This window comes from Sphingomonas sp. (assembly GCF_032114135.1).
Lineage (GTDB): Bacteria > Pseudomonadota > Alphaproteobacteria > Sphingomonadales > Sphingomonadaceae > Sphingomonas.
Map to the genome: position 1 here is coordinate 24643 of NZ_DAMCTA010000004.1, position 16910 is coordinate 41552.

Consider the following 16910-nt stretch of genomic DNA (forward strand, 5'->3'; position numbering starts at 1 on the left):
CCGTCCTAAATTGTCACCGAAGCTAATCCAATCGGTCGAAATTTGAAGACCGCGTCGGGCTCCACGTCCGCTATTCCGTCACGCCCTGGGCGTCGATGTGAAGGCGATATGATTCCGCTTTTCAGGTCCTTGTTCGTGGTTATGATGCTCGCATGACCGCCAAAATCCTGCACATCTCTGATATCCATTTCCACGCCGGGTCGGAGTCAGATTTTGACCCGGACACACCCTTTCGCGACGCCATAGTTGAAAAGGTGCGCCAGTCAGCCGCAGAGGCAAAGTTCGATTGCATATTCTTCACTGGAGACGTTGCCGGTCGAGGGGCTCAAGCGGAATATGTCGTCGCCAAAAAATGGCTCGATAACCTTGCGACTGTTGCTGGCTGTGGAACAGGTGGCGTATACGTGGTCCCCGGCAACCACGACGTTGACCGCGCGGTCGCACGTGACGTGCTCCTTGTTCAGCTGGCACAACGGGCTGTAGTCGAAGCAGGCGAGGCCTCAGAACGCGAGCGGCAGCTCGCGCGCGCGATGGAAAGCTCAGATACGGGTCCCGCACTGTTTAGGCCGTTGGCCAATTACAATGATTTTGCTTCCTCTTATGGTTGTGAGATAGGCCCCGCCGAGCGAGGCCTTTGGACACGGTTTCTTGCGCTTGATCATGGCTACCGTTTGAAGATTTTTGGGATGACATCGGTCCTATTTTCGTCGTGCAAGCCGGCAGGAGGGGACGATACTCGAGCGCAAAACCTTTACGTCGGTCCCCCTCAACAAGTCTTCCGCCACGACCTCGGTGAAATCGTCGTATCCTTGATCCACCACCCCGCTGATTGGCTGCTCGACACGGTCGCGCAGGAACGCGCATTGCGGGATAGATCCGTCCTGCATTTTGAAGGTCATGTTCATGACCGGCTGGTCGTGACGAACCCCCGCCATATGCGGTTTGCAGCCGGTGCAGTCAGTCCAAACAGGTATGAGGCATCCTTTGAACCTGGCTTCAACATCGTGCAGCTCGACGTTGTGAAAGAGGACGATGATGCGTACTTTCTCGAGGTCGAAGCCCAAGTTTGGGCGTGGCAGGATAACCCGGGACGGTTTCGCCTGCATCTCGATCATGGAGATCAAAATTGGCGTCATCGCATCCCGCTGCCAGCGATCCCAGCCGGAGCAGCGCCCATGATGGCTACTGATCGCTTGCCCCCACCAGCTCCGCGCGAAACGGCAGGTATGGGTCCAGCCATCCAACGATTTTGGGAGTTACCTGGTAGTGCAAAAGCTCGGATCGCTGGACAGTTAGACCTTCTGACTGAAGACGAACGCCGGCTACCGGAGCGGTATCGATATACGAATATTTTTAGTCGTGCGGCGACGCGTGGGCAGGCCGAAGCGCTCGTGGAAGCCATTCGAGCTGAGGGGGAAAAAGCATGAGCGACGGATCGGCAGCGAGCGAAGAGTTCAGGGCGTACCTAGCACCGCTAGCGGTTGAGCCAGGCAGCGCCCGGATCGCACAGCGCTGGACCGGAATTGCGAACTGGGCGAAAAATGCCCGCGCGTCGCAACTGCCAGCTTTGGTTTCAATGATGCGCAACACAGCGGATGACGCAGATCGTTCCCAGCTAGAGCCGTTTTTCGCTGCACAGGTTCAGGAAGATGAAACGTTCAATACGATCAATTCGGGAGAGTTAATCCGCGCCCTTTCAGCTGCGGCTCTTGACTATATTTTCACACGCACCTCCGATTTAGATACCGCCGCAGCACTCGCGGTAGTCACGTCCAGCTGGGGCGGACGTGCGCCGAGTGGAATTGCCGTGGACATCCTGCGCCGAGCTACCGCGGAGCTTGATCACATTGCGGGGTTGGCAAGGGATCGGCAGGATCTAAACAAAGCCGTCATGAGCCTGTCTTTGACACCGCTACCGCCCACGACAGATTCGATCAGATCTATCCGCGAAGGCGCGTTCGACCACATGAGCGTTGCCGTTGCGTTGGAGGAAGTGTTGACGGCTGCTAACGCGGCGATCGGTTCCCAAACGCAGGCCCTGCGTGAACTACTCTCGACTTTCGTCGAACGCATCGAGCAGTGCGATGAAGAAACAGACGTGCTCTGGTACATTTTCGGCGGCGTCAGCGGCGACGCCAACTCTTCGTTTTCGGCCCTAGAACCTAGCAGAGCCGCCTTCTACGCGGCCCGCGAGATTGGCCAAATTACCTCGCGGCCGATGCGCGTGAACGCAGCTGTCGAACTGTTCAAGCGCTGTGGCGCTAAAGGTCGGAAACTCACATTCGTCGAAGCAGTCGAGGCAATGCCTTCAGCCTGGATCGCTCAGCATGCGACCGGTGATTTTTCTCCAAGCTTGTTTCCGATCCATCGTGCGTTGGCCCGATATGCAGCAATTGCGGAAGAGCGCACATGGGTATCGGGTTGGAGCCAAGCCACCGGGATCGCCGCCGACTTGAAGGTTGATCCGACAGACTTGGCCGTTGCATTCTACCGCGAGCGCCTCTTGCGCAAAGAGATTGCTTGATGGCGAACGCATCTCCCTCTTGCACGAGTCCGGATTGCAATTTCAACCAAGATGGCTCGTGCGCGATCGATGACGATCCTGAAACCTGCCGGTTCCGAGGGGGACGGCCGCTAATCATCGATGAAGGTGACGAAGATGATCGAGGCGGAGGCAATGACAGGGGCTTTCAGCGGCCAGAGCCTGGTTCCGAAGCCGAACCTAGCGACGAACAAGAGCCGCTCGCTAGTCAGGTTGAATTAAGTCTCGGGGAAAAGCTTAGCCTTGCCCAATGTTCAACACTCCTTGCACAATACCCCAGCCAAATCGTTTCGTTCATTGCACCCAAGGATGCTGGGAAAACATCCTTGATCGCTGGCCTTTACGAATTGTTTCTTGAGGGCCGACAAGAAAGTGTGCTTTTCCGAAGCTCCCGTACAATTCTTGGCTTTGAGCGTTTGTGTCATTTTAGCCGCGCGGCCTCCGGTCGAGTCAAAACTGATATGGAGCGCACTCGACGGTCCGAGGGTCTGGGCTACTTTCACCTAGATCTCGCCACGCCATTAGGTCGGTTAGGGCTATTGCTCGGCGATCGACCCGGCGAGCAATTTGTTAGCGCCGCCGAAAGCATCGAAAGCGCGAAAGCTCTTGTTGAGATCCCGTCAGCAAGCACTTTGGTTTATCTCATCGATGGGCGGGTTCTCGGAAATCCAAGGACGAAAGGCATTCCGGGATCTTTGGCTAACAATATTTTAGATGCTATAGTCGAGGCAAAGCTTATCTTTAAGATGCCTACGCTAGCCGTCGTGTTAACTAAAGCAGATCTTCTTTTGGGAGACACCAAGGAGAAGCACCTTGCTCGCTTCGCCGAAATTGTTTCGCAGCTTTCCCAAAGATACGCCGATAGCTTCTCGCGCGTCGTTGGCTTTGTAACCGCTGCATATCCAGACACTACTCATAGCGAGTATCCGCGGGGGTCAGGCCTGGGCGCCCTGCTCGACCAATTATTGGTCGATACACGCACTACGTACGACGTCTGCAGAACACCACAGCCGCCATCACGGTATTATGAGCGCTTAGGCACGCAGGGGTTTGACGAAGAATGAGTGACGCAAGCGTTTTCATCGCTGGTTTGCCGAGCGCCGGGAAAACAACGTTCTTGGCTGCACTGTGGCACCTTATAAGGTCAGGGGAGGTTGCAACCGAGCTTTCGTACGCGGGACTCGAGGGGATTGATGTGGGTTATCTCAACTCTATCCAAGCTCGGTGGCTGGAACATAAACCGATGGACCGCACCCAAGGCTCGCAAGAGCAAACCGCTCGTTTGAATTTGCGCGCACGGTCTGGCGACCGATTGACTCTGTCCCTTCCTGATTTTGCGGGCGAAGGTTTCCGCCGAATGTGGAGTGCTCGGCGCTCAACCTCGGCAATTGCTAGTTCGGCAAGCACGGCGAACGGACACCTATTTCTCATCAATGTTGACAAGATTATTTATCCACGAACGGTTGAGGAGTACCGAGCGGAACTCGATGTTTTGGGGATCGTCCCGGGTGAACCTGTTCTATTCGATCCATCGAAATGCCCTACTGCGTCGGTTTTAGCCGACATCTTGGTAGCACTCGAGCATGCTCCTGTCGCTGCGCGGCCAAGGCGGGTAGCGTACGCGCTTACGGCGTGGGATAGCGTCGTATCCGAGAACCGCAGTCCCGAGGCCTTATTAGCGGAGCGACTTCCTCTCTTGCACCAGATGCTTGTGAGCAGAGCGACGGAAGTTCCTTACCGTGTTTTCGGTGTCAGCGCTCAAGGAATGGCTTACGAGGATGACGACCTAGGTGACGAGAACTTCCCCGATCTGCCTTCTCACCGAATTCAGGTCGTGGACGGCACTGATTCGCATCATGATTTAACCCGCTTACTTACATGGTTGCTCGGGTGATTGCTGCCAGAACCGAAATCATTCAAACCCTGCATGGTTACAGCGAAGGACACAGCCTAATTGCTGGTTCAGCAGAGTTGGACCATGAATCGGCGTCTCTCATGCTCATCATGAGCGACCTCGCGCCTAAAGAATCGAGTAGTTTAGATGGCTGGCTTACCGGCTACCCATTACCGGGCCGCAGACGATACGTGATTTCAAGAACATGGCCCGCTCCAGAAATGCCGCGGCCGGGTTGCGTCTGGACGCACAGCCTGATTGTCGACGTTCAGCTGCTCGGGAGCTACGAGTCACTGGCCACGTTCCTTGATATGCTTCGCCGTCCAGAGGGCGACTTTGCGTCATATCGCAGGCCTTTGTCTGCCCCGCCGCGGGCCAGGTCTGCACCCCTGCCGTCAAGTCTCTTCTCGGCGGCGCGAGCTTCGCTCGCGGATCTCTATGGCACCACCCGACAAATCGAGCGGGAGATTGACACATTCGAAAATGCGCAGCTCCTCATTTCGGCCCTGTGGGAACAACAATGGCCGGATCTTCGGGCTCGGTTCCGCTGGACAACGCTCGACGCACGGCCGTCGGAGGACGTCGGCAAATTTGATTTCATTTTGCGGCCGTCAAAGAACCTAGCTGTTCCCCGCCGAGGTAAGGAGCTTCCGCCTGAACAGCGGCAAGCCTGGGTTGTCGCCGCGCTCGCCGATCTCCGTGCAGGTGGCGGTGGCGTTCGCTCTGAGCTGAAACGACTAGCAGCAGACGTTCGATCTGGCCGTCGCGCATTCTCGCTTCTTGTATCGACCATTCTCCTGGTGGGCAAAACGGTGCTTAGGTCGCGAGACGCACACTCGCTGATCAACATGATGGCCCGGCGCCTCCGTACTGATGAGGCGCGACTTGCGAAGGGTACCATTTTGGCTGCCCTTCTCCGGGACCCGGATGGGCTAACCGGAAGAAATCTCGAATTTGCGCTCTCCCTCGTACCGGATCTTGATGAGCCAGAAGCACTCGCCATTGCGCGAGCCTGCTGGAGCGTGGCTCAAACCGATTTCTGGGAGCTTGCCACCAGTTCGATGGGGCGCGTCGTGCTGCATCGTGTACTAGATGAGCTTCCTGCGCACGAGCTAGCCAAGGCTGCAGAGCACAACGCCTCTGCGCTACACATCATGATCGAACACCGTCCGGATTTGATGTGCGAGCCCAGCCTCTGGAACAGCACCGAGACACTGCGAGAGGCCTTAATGGCCCTCGTACAGCAAAACCCGAAGTTGCAAACAGACGCATTGAAGGGCGTTTTCGCCGCCAAAAATGTTCAACTCGCTAAGAAGCTGGCCGAGCGCTACGGGACCGGCCCGATGTTTGGGGCGTATATAGCTTGGGAACGAGGACATGGGAGGCCCGATGCTCTCCTAAGCGGCTTCGAACGCGAGTGGCTGGTGGCAGCCGCAGCTGATGCCGAGGCAACGCGGGCTTATCTCAAGGGAGAGTTCCGGCTGCGCCCTAGCGTTGTGGCGCTTGCACGATTATTCGGCCCCAGCTCCTTTGCTCCCGGCCCTGGCGAAAATGATATATGGGCTGAAAGCTGGGAACATTGCGCTGGCCGTCCCGTCGCTCAGGATCGTGAGTATATTGGAGCTTTTTTCCTTTATAGAGCATGCCACTATTCTGCTCCTGGCCGCGCGGAACGATTTGCGCTCGCGTTCGGAGTTCTTTTGGATGCGTTTGAGGACGGATTGCGCGACCCCGGTGCAAGGGGTCTAGTATTTGAAAATTTCACACAATACGGAGTGTTCACAATTTTTGAGCGCGATATAACAAAGCTTTATAGAGGCGTCGCGCGGCTAGTTGCGCTTAACAGAGTTCCGATATCCGTTTTTGCCTCTACCGGAAGAATGCGACACTTCGAGGGTTTAGTCGAACAGCTTCAATGGCAGCCGGGGGGAGGTCAAGCTATTCGAAATTGTCTTCAGGACGCTGATCGTCGGTTTATTGGCGAGAAGCGCATAAAATTGCTCGAGCAAGCTCTTCGCTGAGAGGATAAGTTAAGCGATCATTACCGAGCTTGAAGTGGAAACGTTTCTGTGAGAGCCGCCACCGTTTTTGCATCGCTTGGCTCTCTAAATGCATACGAATGTGTTATACGCTGCCAAGATGCATCTCCAGGACGTCCCCGATTATTTGTACAGTTTGAATTATATCAGCGTCGTCAAAATGAGCATATCGTGCTGTTGAACTAGCGCTCGCGTGTCCCAGCAGACTGCCAATAAGGGGTAGGGTCTCACTTGCCGCTGCTGCGTGGCTTGCGAAGCTGTGACGTAGATCGTGTATGCGCATGCCTTCGAAACCTGCCTTGGCGCGCAAATAGCGCCAAAACCAATCTAAATGGACCGGCTGTTCTTTCCCGGGCTGCGCAAAGACTAGATTTGTGCCCTCCGCTTTCGGGAGGTTGTTTAGTAGCGATCGCGCCTCGTGGCCAAGCCACACCGTCCTCGGCCCTGTTTTGGAGTCTGTCAGCTTCAGGCGGCTCCCAACCACCTCCGACCAGAGCAGGTTTCGAATCTCCGACGATCGGCATCCCGTCAGCAGTAGAAGGCGGAGGGCTGCTACCTGCAGCGGATGGGCCTCCTCCTCTGCGTCCAGTGCCGCGCCTAACCGCGCTATCTCCTCAGCCCGAAGGAATCGTGCGTATCGTTGTTGCGGATATCGCTTCAGTCCTCGTATCGGATTTGTGTCGGGAGCCCGCAAACCCCACGCTTCCGCCTTGTTGAAAGCGGCGCGCATGATCTCCAGGCAGCGGTTTGCACCGCCGAGACCGGCCTTCTTGGCAGTCCTCGCGAACCATCGCGCTGCGTCCGCGGCATCGACCTTGTCCACGGACTTCCGACCAAATGCCCCATCGATATAGTGTCGGCGGTAGACAGCTTGGCTCCTCCGGGTGGAAGGCTTCCAGCGTGGCTCCATGCGCTCCCAATAGAGGGCGATGAAGCTGTCAAACGTGGGCACTGCCAGGGCCCGTTGGCGATCGGTCGCGGGATCGCCCCCGGTCTGCGCGCGAAGTAGCACCCGTCTCGCGACGTCGCGCGCCTTCGTCCGCGAGACGAGCGCGGCGTTTGCGATGGTCACCGTGCGCGTTCTCCCGCCCATCCGCGCCTGCACAACATAGACGCGCCGACCGGAGGCATAGGTGCGCAGGCCGAAGCAAGGCTGATCGTCTGCCCAGTCCGTGGCTTTGACCTTGCCGCCGCCGGTGCCTGGAGAAGGCTCAAGCCCCACCTCAAGGAGGGCATCGTCCACCACCTGTCGGAAAGGTGCCGTCATCGCGCCACCCCCATCGCCTTGGCGATCGAGCCTGAAACGCGGATCGCCGCCTCCTGGACGCTGTCATCAGACAAATGCGCGTATCGGAAGGTCGTTTCTGGCAGCGCGTGACCCAGCAGTACGCCAATCTTCGTAAGCGAAATGCTCTGCATGATCGCGATGGACGCAAAACTATGCCGTAGATCGTGCAGCCGCAGATCATTCATCCCCGCCGCATCGCGAATGGCTGGCCAGCAAGCCAATGGGTCGGAGCGGCCCGCGGCTTCAAACACGCGCCCGCTTGGCTTTCGTCCCACCCGATCCAACACGGCATTCGCTTGGCGATTGAGGTAAAGTCGCTTCGGTCCAGTCTTGCTGTCGGGCAGATCCGCATAGTTCAGGCCGACCCACTCCCACCGCAGACCAGCCACCTCACTCTTCCGCGCGCCTGTGTAGATCAGCAGCCGAATGCCCGCGACCGCAAGCGGTCGCTGCCCCTCAAACTCGCGCAAAACGTTGCCGAGGCGCTGTAATTCGCGAAGCGAGAGGAAGCGCTCTTTCTTCGGCCGCTTGTAGCGGGCGATGCCCTTGCACGGGTTTGTGCCGCGGGCGCGATAGCCGAGGAGTTCGGCGCGCTGAAGTATCGCGGACAGGGTAGGGAGCGTCCGATTGAACGCGCCTGTCCGCTGCGCCATGCCATCGCGCCAAGCCATCACGTCCGCACGGCCGATCTCGGACAGCCGTAAATCGCCAAACGCCGGCTCGAGATGCGCTCGAACACCAGAGCGTGCCCGCCGTTGGGTCAACGACTTCCACTGGTCGCCACAATGCTCCCAGAAGACCGGAAGGAACGCAGTGAACGTTGTCGACGCATCATTGCTCGCGGGCTCGGGTTTAACTGGCAGTCCGTCCAGCGCCCGTGCGGCAAGCGCCTGCCGTGCATTGCGCCGAGCCAGCTTGGCACTGATTAGGCCGCACTTCCCGATCGTCACCCGTCGCGTCTCGCCTCTGTCGCGGGTTTGCACGATCCAGGACCGGGATTTGTAAGCAACTCTTAGGCCGAAGCCGGGAAGCCGGTCGTCCCAATACAGCCCCGGCGCAAGGTCCAGGCGCCGCGCGAAGTGGCCGTCCAGCCTGTATTTTCTCTTCCGATTCGGGCTCTCAGATAGGCCTTGATTGGCGACGGTTTTGGGAAGCGGGGCGCCAGTGGATGATGTCGAAAGACCGCGTTTCGACGCCGGTAGCGGGAGAGCTATAACGTTGTTTTCATTAGGATTCCTGTTTTTCACTGTGGGCTTTTTGAGCACCTTGGTGCGTACGGTGTGCTCTGCAGTCCCATATCATGGGTGGAGTTGATCCTGCTGCTGATCGATTCAGATCGATGGGATTGGATCGGGGATTCCGCGGGGCACCGGCTCGCCGAACGGCGAAACCGGTCATTTGAAAGCGCTTCGCGCGCGGGTCTTCTCGGTCGCAGAGTGTCGGTCATCGGTGGCGATCCTGTAGGGGGGTAGGGGGTCTTTTCGGGCGATCAGGGAAAGGGTAAGATCGGCGTGTTCAGAGCCCGATCAGCCTGACCGAAAAGGCATGGAAATCGCGAAATCACTGGATGCTGAACAGGCCGCGATCGAGGCCGAGGAACGCAAGCTGGCTGAGCGCCGAAAGGCGCTTCAGGCAAAGCAGCGGGAGGCGGCGATCGCAGCGGTCGAGAAGGCCGGATTGCTCCGGATGCCGATCGACCGTTTGGAGGGCCTGATGAAGGCGGTGAAGAAGCTGGGCTTGGACGCCGTGGAGAAGAGGCTGGAGGCTTCAGCCTAGTCTCCCCGGGGTCCAAGCGATGCGGCGGCCGCACGCGACAGGAACCCGCGTGCGGCCGTTTGCCTGTCCGGCGATGTGAGGCGACGGCAAGCGCCATGGGCGCGAAGCCGGAAGCCGAGCGAGCAGGGCAGGGGCGTGGCTCCGCCGGCTCAACGGTATCAGGCAAAAAAATGGGAAGCGTGGCCGCCAGGCCAGCGCTTCCCATTCGATCTTGTGAGGCGAGGTCGGGCTATCAAGCCCAAGCGAGATGCGGTGCACCTTCAAGCGTCTTCACGCGCGCCATCTCGTTGAGCTGGGGCAAATAGGTCACCAGCTCCGGCTCGTCCGAAATCCGTCGGTGAATGATCGGATCAGACAGGCGACGGCGCAGCTCATCCAAGGGGATTGCGCCGATGGTTTTCGAGCCGTCGAGCCCCAGCATTTCAAGGATTGCAGAGCCGCGCTCATCAGGCACTTCCAGTGCGGGCGCAGCGTCAGAATCGCAGGAGAGGCCGAGCCAGACATCTCGATCGTCGGATCGCCAGACCCGGATGCGGCGGCCGCGGAATTGGGCTTCCTCAAGCACCTCGATGACGCCGGGATAGTGGTCGAAGCACGCAGATACCGAGGCGAGCGAGAGAGGGCATACGCGCGCGCTGAACGAAAAGCTGCGTTCGACGATCGTCGCCTTCTCCGGGATGATCAGGTCGATGCCGAGCCGCTGCGCTTCCCGGCGCAGCAGACGGCAGAGTTCGACCAGCTGGTCGGAGCTGATGATCGCTGGCGTGATGGTGAGGGGATTGAAGCCGTCGTCGACGCGGAACCTGATGGACATCGCCACCTCCTTAGGTTGAACCGCACCTCTCTTTCCCTCTCCTCTCTTGCGCCCCTGTGCGTTTCTGATCGTCTCGATGTCGCCGGCGATGCGTAGTGCCTCGCGAGGCCCGCCAGGGCCGAAGCCAGAGGCCGAGCGAGCCGGCGGGAGTGGCTGTCGAGCAGGCATGAAAAAGGGCCACGAGGTTGCCCTCGCGGCCCTGAATAAGGAGGAGCAGAGCGCCCCCCGATGTTACTTCAAGAACGGCGCCACGGCGGCCGCGGACGCACCTACAAGCGCCGTGATACCGATGATGCTCGTGATGATAATCATCCACACCCGCATCTGGTCGACGCCCTTGTTAACCGCGTCGACGCTCATCTTGATGCCGTCGAGCTTCGCTTCCAGCGCCTTGTTTGCCTGACCGATAGCCACGTCGATGTGCTCCTCGAGCGCTTCCACCACTTTGGCGGCAGTTTCCTCATCGATATTAGCGCTCTTCAGAGCACGAAACAACAGAACCTCCATGATGATCCTCCTAGATCGTCGAAAAGACGGTCCCTCGCGTTGGGTGCGGCGGCGAGGGTCAAGGATCGCGCAGCGACCGCGTTAGTGGCGGTGGGGTCAACGATTTTCCCGCCGGGAAAATGGCGGGGTCCCGCCGTCCTTGAGGCTCGTCGCCGCGCCCAACACACTGGGACATCTTTGAGAAAGAGATCCCCACACGCGCCCATGGCGTGGGTCGGGGCTCGATGCCCCGGTTCACGCCTTTCCGCCGCAATGCGTAGCTAAGGGAGGCCCGGAGGGGCCGTACCGACGCGAGCGAGCCGGATCATACCACGCCAGCGCGCGCGCGATGACAGACTCTTCCGCGCCGTTGTCGACGAGGCCTTGGCTAACCCTGGCTTGACCAGCCCAGAAAGCGGCACGGAGCCAACTGTCTCCTAAGTTGTTGACTTAACATAAGATGTATTATCAACGTAGCGGAAACGTTTGTGGAGGCGCAACGTACAAATGTCACTCTTCCGCCAGATAGAGATGTCACAATCTCTGGTCGGCATTTTCCGAGTGGCATGCCGCCCGAGCAATTGGGGGCACGCTGATGACGGTGGTCGCGATGAGCCGGAGCGAGTTGTCACGGTACGAAACGCTGCAGCGGGTCTAGCGCGGCGAGATCACCGCGAGCGAGGCCGGCGCCGGTTGAGCGAAACCTACCGAGAACAGATCCCTGCGATTGTCCGCGAGCGCTATGCCGATTTCGGCCCGACACTGGCCGCTGAATATCTGGCAGAGCGCCACGGGATCACGCTTTCACACGAGACGCTGCGGCAGCTTATGATCGGCGCCGGCCTGTGGAAGGCCAAGGCCGCCAAGCGCGCCAGGCTCCACCAGACCCGCTACCGGCATGAGCGCCGCGGCGAGCTCGTCCAGGTCGACGGCTCGGACCATGACTGGTTGGAGGGGCGCGGTCCGCGCTGCAGCCCTCCTGGTCTATATCGACGATGCCACCAGCTAGCTGATGCACCTTGAGATGGCGGAGAGCGAAAGCGCCCTCTTCTACATGCAGGCCACGCGTACCTATCTGGAGCGGCACGGCAAGCCGATCGCCTTCTATTCGGACTAGCACTGTGTGTTCCGAAACAACCGCGCCTTGGCCGACGGCGACGGGATGACGCATCTGGGCCGCGCCCTTGACGTGCTCGATATCGAGATCATCTGCGCCACTCGCCGCAGGCCGAGGGCCGAGCGCGCCAACAGCACGCTGCAGGACAGGCTGGTCAAGGCGATGCGTCTCGAGGGCATCTCCAGCATCGCCGAAGCCAACTGTTTCCTGCCCTCGTATTTCGCCCAGCACAATGCCCGCTTCGCCTGCATGCCGGCGGATCCGCAGGACGCCCATCGCCCGCTGGTCGCGCATGAGAATGTCGAGGCAGAGCTGGTCTGGCGTGTCGAGCGCTCGGTCACCGGCGCCCTGGCGCTGCACTACAACAAGGCGATGTTCATCCCGGAACCTACGCCGCTGGCGCGGACGCTCGCCCGCAAGCGCGTCCATGTCTGCGAATTTCCCGACGGCCGCATCGAGGTGCGGCACGGCGACGTCGTCCTGCCCTACCGAGTCTACGACAAGATGCAGCCGGTCAACCAAGCCGAGATCGTCGAGAACAAGCGGCTCGGCGCGGCACTGGTCATGGCTCAGGCGATGCAGGCGGCGAGACCGCACCACCGCAAGCGGAACAACAGCGAGCCAGTGCGTAGTTCAACGTCGGTGGGCGTGTTCGCGTCCCCTCCCCCTGCGGAACCGAAGATCGACCGCAGCACGCTATGCGAGCCGAAGATCAAGCGGATCGCCTTACCGAAAGGTGCACCCGGCATTTGATAGATCGAGTTGTCGGCCTGCTGGCGTGGATCGGCGATTCCTACGCGACGAGATTTACAGACGCTCCTGGCTGATTCACGAGATCGATGTCGAACTTGAGGCCAGCTCGTGATCGATCGGCTTACCTGAGCTTGTTGAAAAACGCTTCGCTCTCATCAGCTCTCAAAGGGCCGCACTGATCTTTATGATCCGCTCGCCCATATCAAGCATCGACTCGCTCCAGCCCACCGCCTTTCTGACAGCTGGACTAAGCGATCGGATAGAGCGCCTTTACAGCCATCGCTGTATCGTGCGAACTATTGCTGAATGGAGCCAGTGTAGCCTTAACTCATGTTCAACGTTTAGCCTTTGCAGCAGTGCTCTCCCTTTCTGAAAAGCCCTTCTCTTTCACGATCGCAGCGAGTTCTTCATCACTTAATTTTGAGACATCCAGAAAGCGACCGCCGTTTGCGACATCATCGACGATATATGTCCCTTCGGTCGCTGCCTTTTTATAATCGGCGTTGATCTTGTCTCTCGCAGTTTCAGCAAGCGATTTGCTCGGCGTGGCAGGCTGGGACGGCGCCTCTATCGCCTTAGCTGTGGTACGATCACTCTCTGTAAAACTCGCACCCGCTTTCGCATCGACCGCGGTTCTGCTCGTCCGCCATCAGGGCCTCCGCCGTGACCCAAAGCCCGACCGAGGTCAGCAAAACGTCAGCATTGTCATATTGGTAAGCCACGGCGTCGAGACGCGTCCGCACGGCGCTACAACGCCGCAGCTCGGCGGGCCCGATCGGTACGCGCAGATGTGCCGTTATCTTGTCGGGGGCGCTCGATATGCCAACGAGATGCTCGCCGGGGTAGCAATAGCGGACGCCTTTCCCGGCCATGCATTCCTTCGACAACGCTGGTTCCCCGGGAGTGCCACATCCCGCGGCGGCGGCGGCGAGCAGATCCGCCGGGAGCGAGCGCAACAGCGCGCCGGTCAGGACAGGAAATCGATGGGCGGGTCGGACGACGGCCATCCGTCCTCCCGCGCGCCCTCCCCGACCCTCCGTTGCCCGAACCGCGCATAGAGCGTGGGCAGGACGAACAGCGTGAGCAAGGTGGCCGAGACGAGCCCGCCCATCACCACCGTGGCGAGCGGCTTCTGCACCTCCGCCCCCGCGCCGTGACCAAGCGCCATCGGCACGAAGCCCAGGCTCGCCACCAGCGCGGTCATCGCCACCGGCCGCAGCCGCTGCATCGCCCCGAGCTGCGCGGCCGCGGCGCGGTCCATGCCGGACCGGATCAGGTCCTGGATCGCGCTGACCATAACCAGCCCGTTGAGTACCGCGATGCCGGACAGCGCGATGAACCCGACCGCCGCCGAGATCGAGAAGTCCATGCCGCGCGCGAACAGCAGCAGCACGCCGCCGACGAGCGCAAAGGGCACTCCGGTGAACACGATCATGGCATCGCGTACTGATCCCAGCGCGCCGTAGAGCAGCAGCAGGATCAGCAGGAGGCAGCCCGGGATCACCAGCTTCAGCCGCGCGCTCGCCGATTGCAAATTCTCGAACTGGCCGCCCCATTCCAGATAGGTGCCGGCCGGCAGCCGCACCTCGGCGGCAATCGCACCCTGCGCCGCCGCCACCACGCTGCCGACGTCGCGGCCGCGGACGTTCGCCTGGACGACGACCCGGCGCTTGCCATTCTCGCGGCTGATCTGGTTCGGTCCGTCGACGACCCGGATCTCGGCGACGCTGGACAGCGGCACAAACCCGCCGCCGGAGAGGGGTACCTGCAGCTGCTGCAACAGGCCGAAATCGGCCCGCTGCGCCTCGGACAGCCGGATCACGACGGGGAAGCGGCGATCGCCTTCGCAGATCGTGCCCGCGACGCGTCCGCCCAGCGTCGCGCCGACGACCTCCTGCACGTCCTGCGCGGTCACACCCAACCGTGCCATCGCGTCGCGGTTGACGCGGATGTCGAGCATGGGCAGCCCGCCGGTCTGCTCCACCTTGACATCCGCCGCCCCCCTGGTGCCACGCAGGATGCCGGCGATCTGCTCGGCGGTGCGAGTCATCTGCGCGAAGTCGTCGCCGAACACCTTCACCGCGATGTCGCCGCGCACGCCGGCGATCAGCTCGTTGAAGCGCATCTGGATCGGCTGGGTGATCTCATAGGCATTGCCCGGGATTGCTGCCAGGCGCTGCTCGATCCGCGCCACCAGCTGCTCCTTGGCTAGGTTCGGGTCCGGCCAGGCCGGGCGCGGCTTGAGGATGACGAACATGTCGGTGGCATTGGGCGGCATCGGGTCCGAGGCGAGCTCCGCGGTGCCGGTCTTGGAGAACACGAACCGCACCTCGGGCTGCCGCGACAGCATCCGCTCGATCGGTACCTGCATCGCCTGGCTCTGCTGCACCGACGTCGCGGGGATGCGGAGTGCCTGGATCAGCAGGTCACCCTCGTCCAGCTGCGGCAGGAACACCTGCCCCAGCCCGGCGAAGGCCCCGGCCGCCAGCACCAGGCTGGCGATCGCCGCGCCGATCGTCAGCGTCGGCCGTCGCATCGCCCGGCCGAGGCCGGGCTCGTAGCGCCGCTTGAGCCAGGCAATGATCCGCCCGTCCTTCTCCTCGACCTTGCGCGACAGCCATATCGCGATCATCGCCGGCACGAAGGTGAGCGATAGCACGAAGGCGAAGACGAGCGCGATGATGACGGTCAGTGCCATCGGCACGAAGGTCCTGCCCTCGACGCCGGTCAGCGTGAGCAGCGGCACATAGACGAGAAGGATGATCGCCTGGCCATAGACCGAAGGCCGGATCATCTCGCGCGCGGCTGCCGCCACTGCATCCAGCCGCGCCGCCAGCGTCAGCAGCCGGCCCTCGCGATGCTGCGCCTCCGCCAGCCGACGCAGCGCATTCTCAACGATAATCACCGCGCCGTCGACGATCAGGCCGAAATCGAGCGCGCCGAGGCTCATGAGGTTGGCCGAGACGCCCGCGCGCAGCATGCCGAACCCGGTCAGCGCCATCGTGATCGGGATGACCAGCGCCGCGATTAGCGCTGCGCGGACATTGCCGAGCAGCAGGAACAGCACGACGATGACGAGCACCGCGCCTTCGCCGAGGTTCTTCGCCACGGTGCCGATCGTCGCGTTCACCAGCGCGGTGCGATCGAGCACCGGCTGCACCACCACATCGGGCGGTAGCGAGGCATTGATCGCCTTGAGCTTGTGCGCCACCGCCGTCGCGACCAGCCGGCTGTTCTCGCCGATCCGCATGATCGCGGTGCCGACCACCACTTCGGTGCCGTTTTCGGAGGCCGATCCCATGCGGATCGCCTGGCCGACGCGCACGCTGGCGACCTGGTCGAGCGTGATCGGCACGCCGCCGCGCGTGGCGATCACGGTCCGGCCGAGCTCGGCGGCGTTGCGCAGCAGCGCGTCGGATCGGACCGCCAGCCCTTCCCCATTGCGATCGACAAAGCCGCCGCCGACGCTGCTATTATTGCGCTCGAGCGCGGTGCCGAGCTCGGTCAACGTGATGCGGAGCGCGGCGAGCTTCTGGACGTCGGGCACCACTAGGAACTGCTTGGCATAGCCGCCGATAGAGTCGATCCCGGCCACCCCGGGCACGGCCTTGAGCAGCGGTGTCACGATCCAGTCCTGCGCGGTGCGCAGATAGGTCGCCTTGTCGGCCTCGCTGGTCAGCCGCTCGCCCTCGGGGGTGATGTAGCTGCCGTCGGGCTGCTGGCCCGGCTCGCCGGGCTTGTGCGTGTCGTCGTCGCGGTGCTGGAGGCGGACAGTGTACATGTACACCTCGCCGAGCCCCGTGGCGATCGGCCCCAGTTCGGGGGTCACGCCCGCGGGCAGGCTTTCGGCGACGCCCTGCAGCCGCTCGCCGACCTGCTGGCGAGCGAAATAGATGTCGGTCTTGTCCGCGAACACCGCGGTGATCTACGCAAAACCGTTGCGGCTGAGCGAGCGGGTATATTGCAGCCCGGGCGTGCCCGCGAGCGCGGTCTCGATCGGAAATGCGACCTGCTTTTCGACCAGCTCGGGCGAAAGCGCGGGTGCGCGGACGTTGATCTGGACCTGGTTGTTGGTGATGTCCGGCACCGCGTCGATCGGCAGGCGGGACAGCGAGAAACCGCCGATGGCGGCGGCGAGGACGGTGAGCAGCAGGACGAGGCAGCGCTTCTCGACCGCCCAGGAGACGATAGGGGCGATCAT

13 protein-coding genes and 1 pseudogene are annotated in these 16910 nt (G+C 61.1%); 8 read left to right on the forward strand and 6 right to left on the reverse strand.

The window, feature by feature from the left end; translation table 11 throughout:
* Positions 1–152 precede the first annotated feature (152 nt).
* From RT655_RS17420 to RT655_RS17440, 5 genes are read left to right on the forward strand one after another with little or no spacing between them, the layout of a single operon-like run.
* Complete coding sequence (locus tag RT655_RS17420) at positions 153–1427, forward strand: metallophosphoesterase (protein WP_313539226.1); 1275 nt, start codon at positions 153–155, stop codon at positions 1425–1427.
* Entirely contained in the window at positions 1424–2524 is a 1101-nt protein-coding gene (locus RT655_RS17425; protein WP_313539229.1) for a GTPase-associated system all-helical protein GASH, read from the forward strand. The genes RT655_RS17420 and RT655_RS17425 overlap by 4 nt, the downstream gene beginning before the upstream one ends.
* A complete protein-coding gene (locus RT655_RS17430; RefSeq protein ID WP_313539232.1) occupies positions 2524–3606 on the forward strand; it encodes a TRAFAC clade GTPase domain-containing protein in 1083 nt (360 codons plus the stop codon). Before RT655_RS17425 ends, RT655_RS17430 begins: the two co-directional genes overlap by 1 nt.
* A complete protein-coding gene (locus RT655_RS17435) occupies positions 3603–4436 on the forward strand; it encodes a TRAFAC clade GTPase domain-containing protein (protein ID WP_313539235.1) in 834 nt (277 codons plus the stop codon). Before RT655_RS17430 ends, RT655_RS17435 begins: the two co-directional genes overlap by 4 nt.
* Complete coding sequence (locus RT655_RS17440; protein WP_313539238.1) at positions 4421–6457, forward strand: hypothetical protein; 2037 nt, start codon at positions 4421–4423, stop codon at positions 6455–6457. The genes RT655_RS17435 and RT655_RS17440 overlap by 16 nt, the downstream gene beginning before the upstream one ends.
* Positions 6458–6560: 103 nt before the next feature.
* On the opposite strand, the gene RT655_RS17445 is transcribed toward RT655_RS17440, so the two are convergent.
* Positions 6561–7742 carry a tyrosine-type recombinase/integrase gene (locus RT655_RS17445; protein WP_313539241.1) on the reverse strand — a complete coding sequence of 394 codons (1182 nt, stop codon included), beginning with the start codon at positions 7740–7742 and terminating at the stop codon, positions 6561–6563.
* On the reverse strand, positions 7739–8854 hold the full coding sequence (locus RT655_RS17450) for a tyrosine-type recombinase/integrase (RefSeq protein ID WP_313539434.1): 1116 nt from the start codon (positions 8852–8854) through the stop codon (positions 7739–7741). The genes RT655_RS17445 and RT655_RS17450 overlap by 4 nt, the downstream gene beginning before the upstream one ends.
* Positions 8855–9308: 454 nt before the next feature.
* Here RT655_RS17450 and RT655_RS17455 point away from each other — a divergent pair, with 454 nt between their 5' ends.
* Positions 9309–9539, forward strand: a complete 231-nt coding sequence (locus RT655_RS17455; protein WP_313539244.1) for a hypothetical protein — start codon at positions 9309–9311, stop codon at positions 9537–9539.
* Between the two features lie 232 nt (positions 9540–9771).
* On the opposite strand, the gene RT655_RS17460 is transcribed toward RT655_RS17455, so the two are convergent.
* Together RT655_RS17460 and RT655_RS17465 are read right to left on the reverse strand one after the other, a co-directional pair.
* Positions 9772–10353 (reverse strand): hypothetical protein, encoded by a 582-nt coding sequence (locus RT655_RS17460; RefSeq protein WP_313539247.1) that lies wholly within the window; start codon positions 10351–10353, stop codon positions 9772–9774.
* Between the two features lie 231 nt (positions 10354–10584).
* The gene (locus RT655_RS17465; RefSeq protein WP_313539250.1) at positions 10585–10860 is read right to left on the reverse strand and encodes a hypothetical protein; all 276 of its coding nucleotides are present in this window, start codon (positions 10858–10860) and stop codon (positions 10585–10587) included.
* A 672-nt stretch (positions 10861–11532) separates the two neighbouring features.
* Here RT655_RS17465 and RT655_RS17470 point away from each other — a divergent pair.
* On the forward strand, positions 11533–11862 hold the full coding sequence (locus tag RT655_RS17470) for a hypothetical protein (RefSeq protein ID WP_313539253.1): 330 nt from the start codon (positions 11533–11535) through the stop codon (positions 11860–11862).
* Between the two features lie 121 nt (positions 11863–11983).
* On the forward strand, positions 11984–12709 hold the full coding sequence (locus RT655_RS17475; RefSeq protein WP_313539256.1) for a hypothetical protein: 726 nt from the start codon (positions 11984–11986) through the stop codon (positions 12707–12709).
* Positions 12710–13299: 590 nt separating this feature from the next.
* Here the strand turns inward: RT655_RS17475 and RT655_RS17480 are convergent.
* Together RT655_RS17480 and RT655_RS17485 are read right to left on the reverse strand one after the other, a co-directional pair.
* On the reverse strand, positions 13300–13716 hold the full coding sequence (locus RT655_RS17480) for a hypothetical protein (RefSeq protein WP_313539259.1): 417 nt from the start codon (positions 13714–13716) through the stop codon (positions 13300–13302).
* Positions 13677–16910 (reverse strand): annotated as a pseudogene (locus RT655_RS17485) (efflux RND transporter permease subunit). Before RT655_RS17485 ends, RT655_RS17480 begins: the two are co-directional and overlap by 40 nt.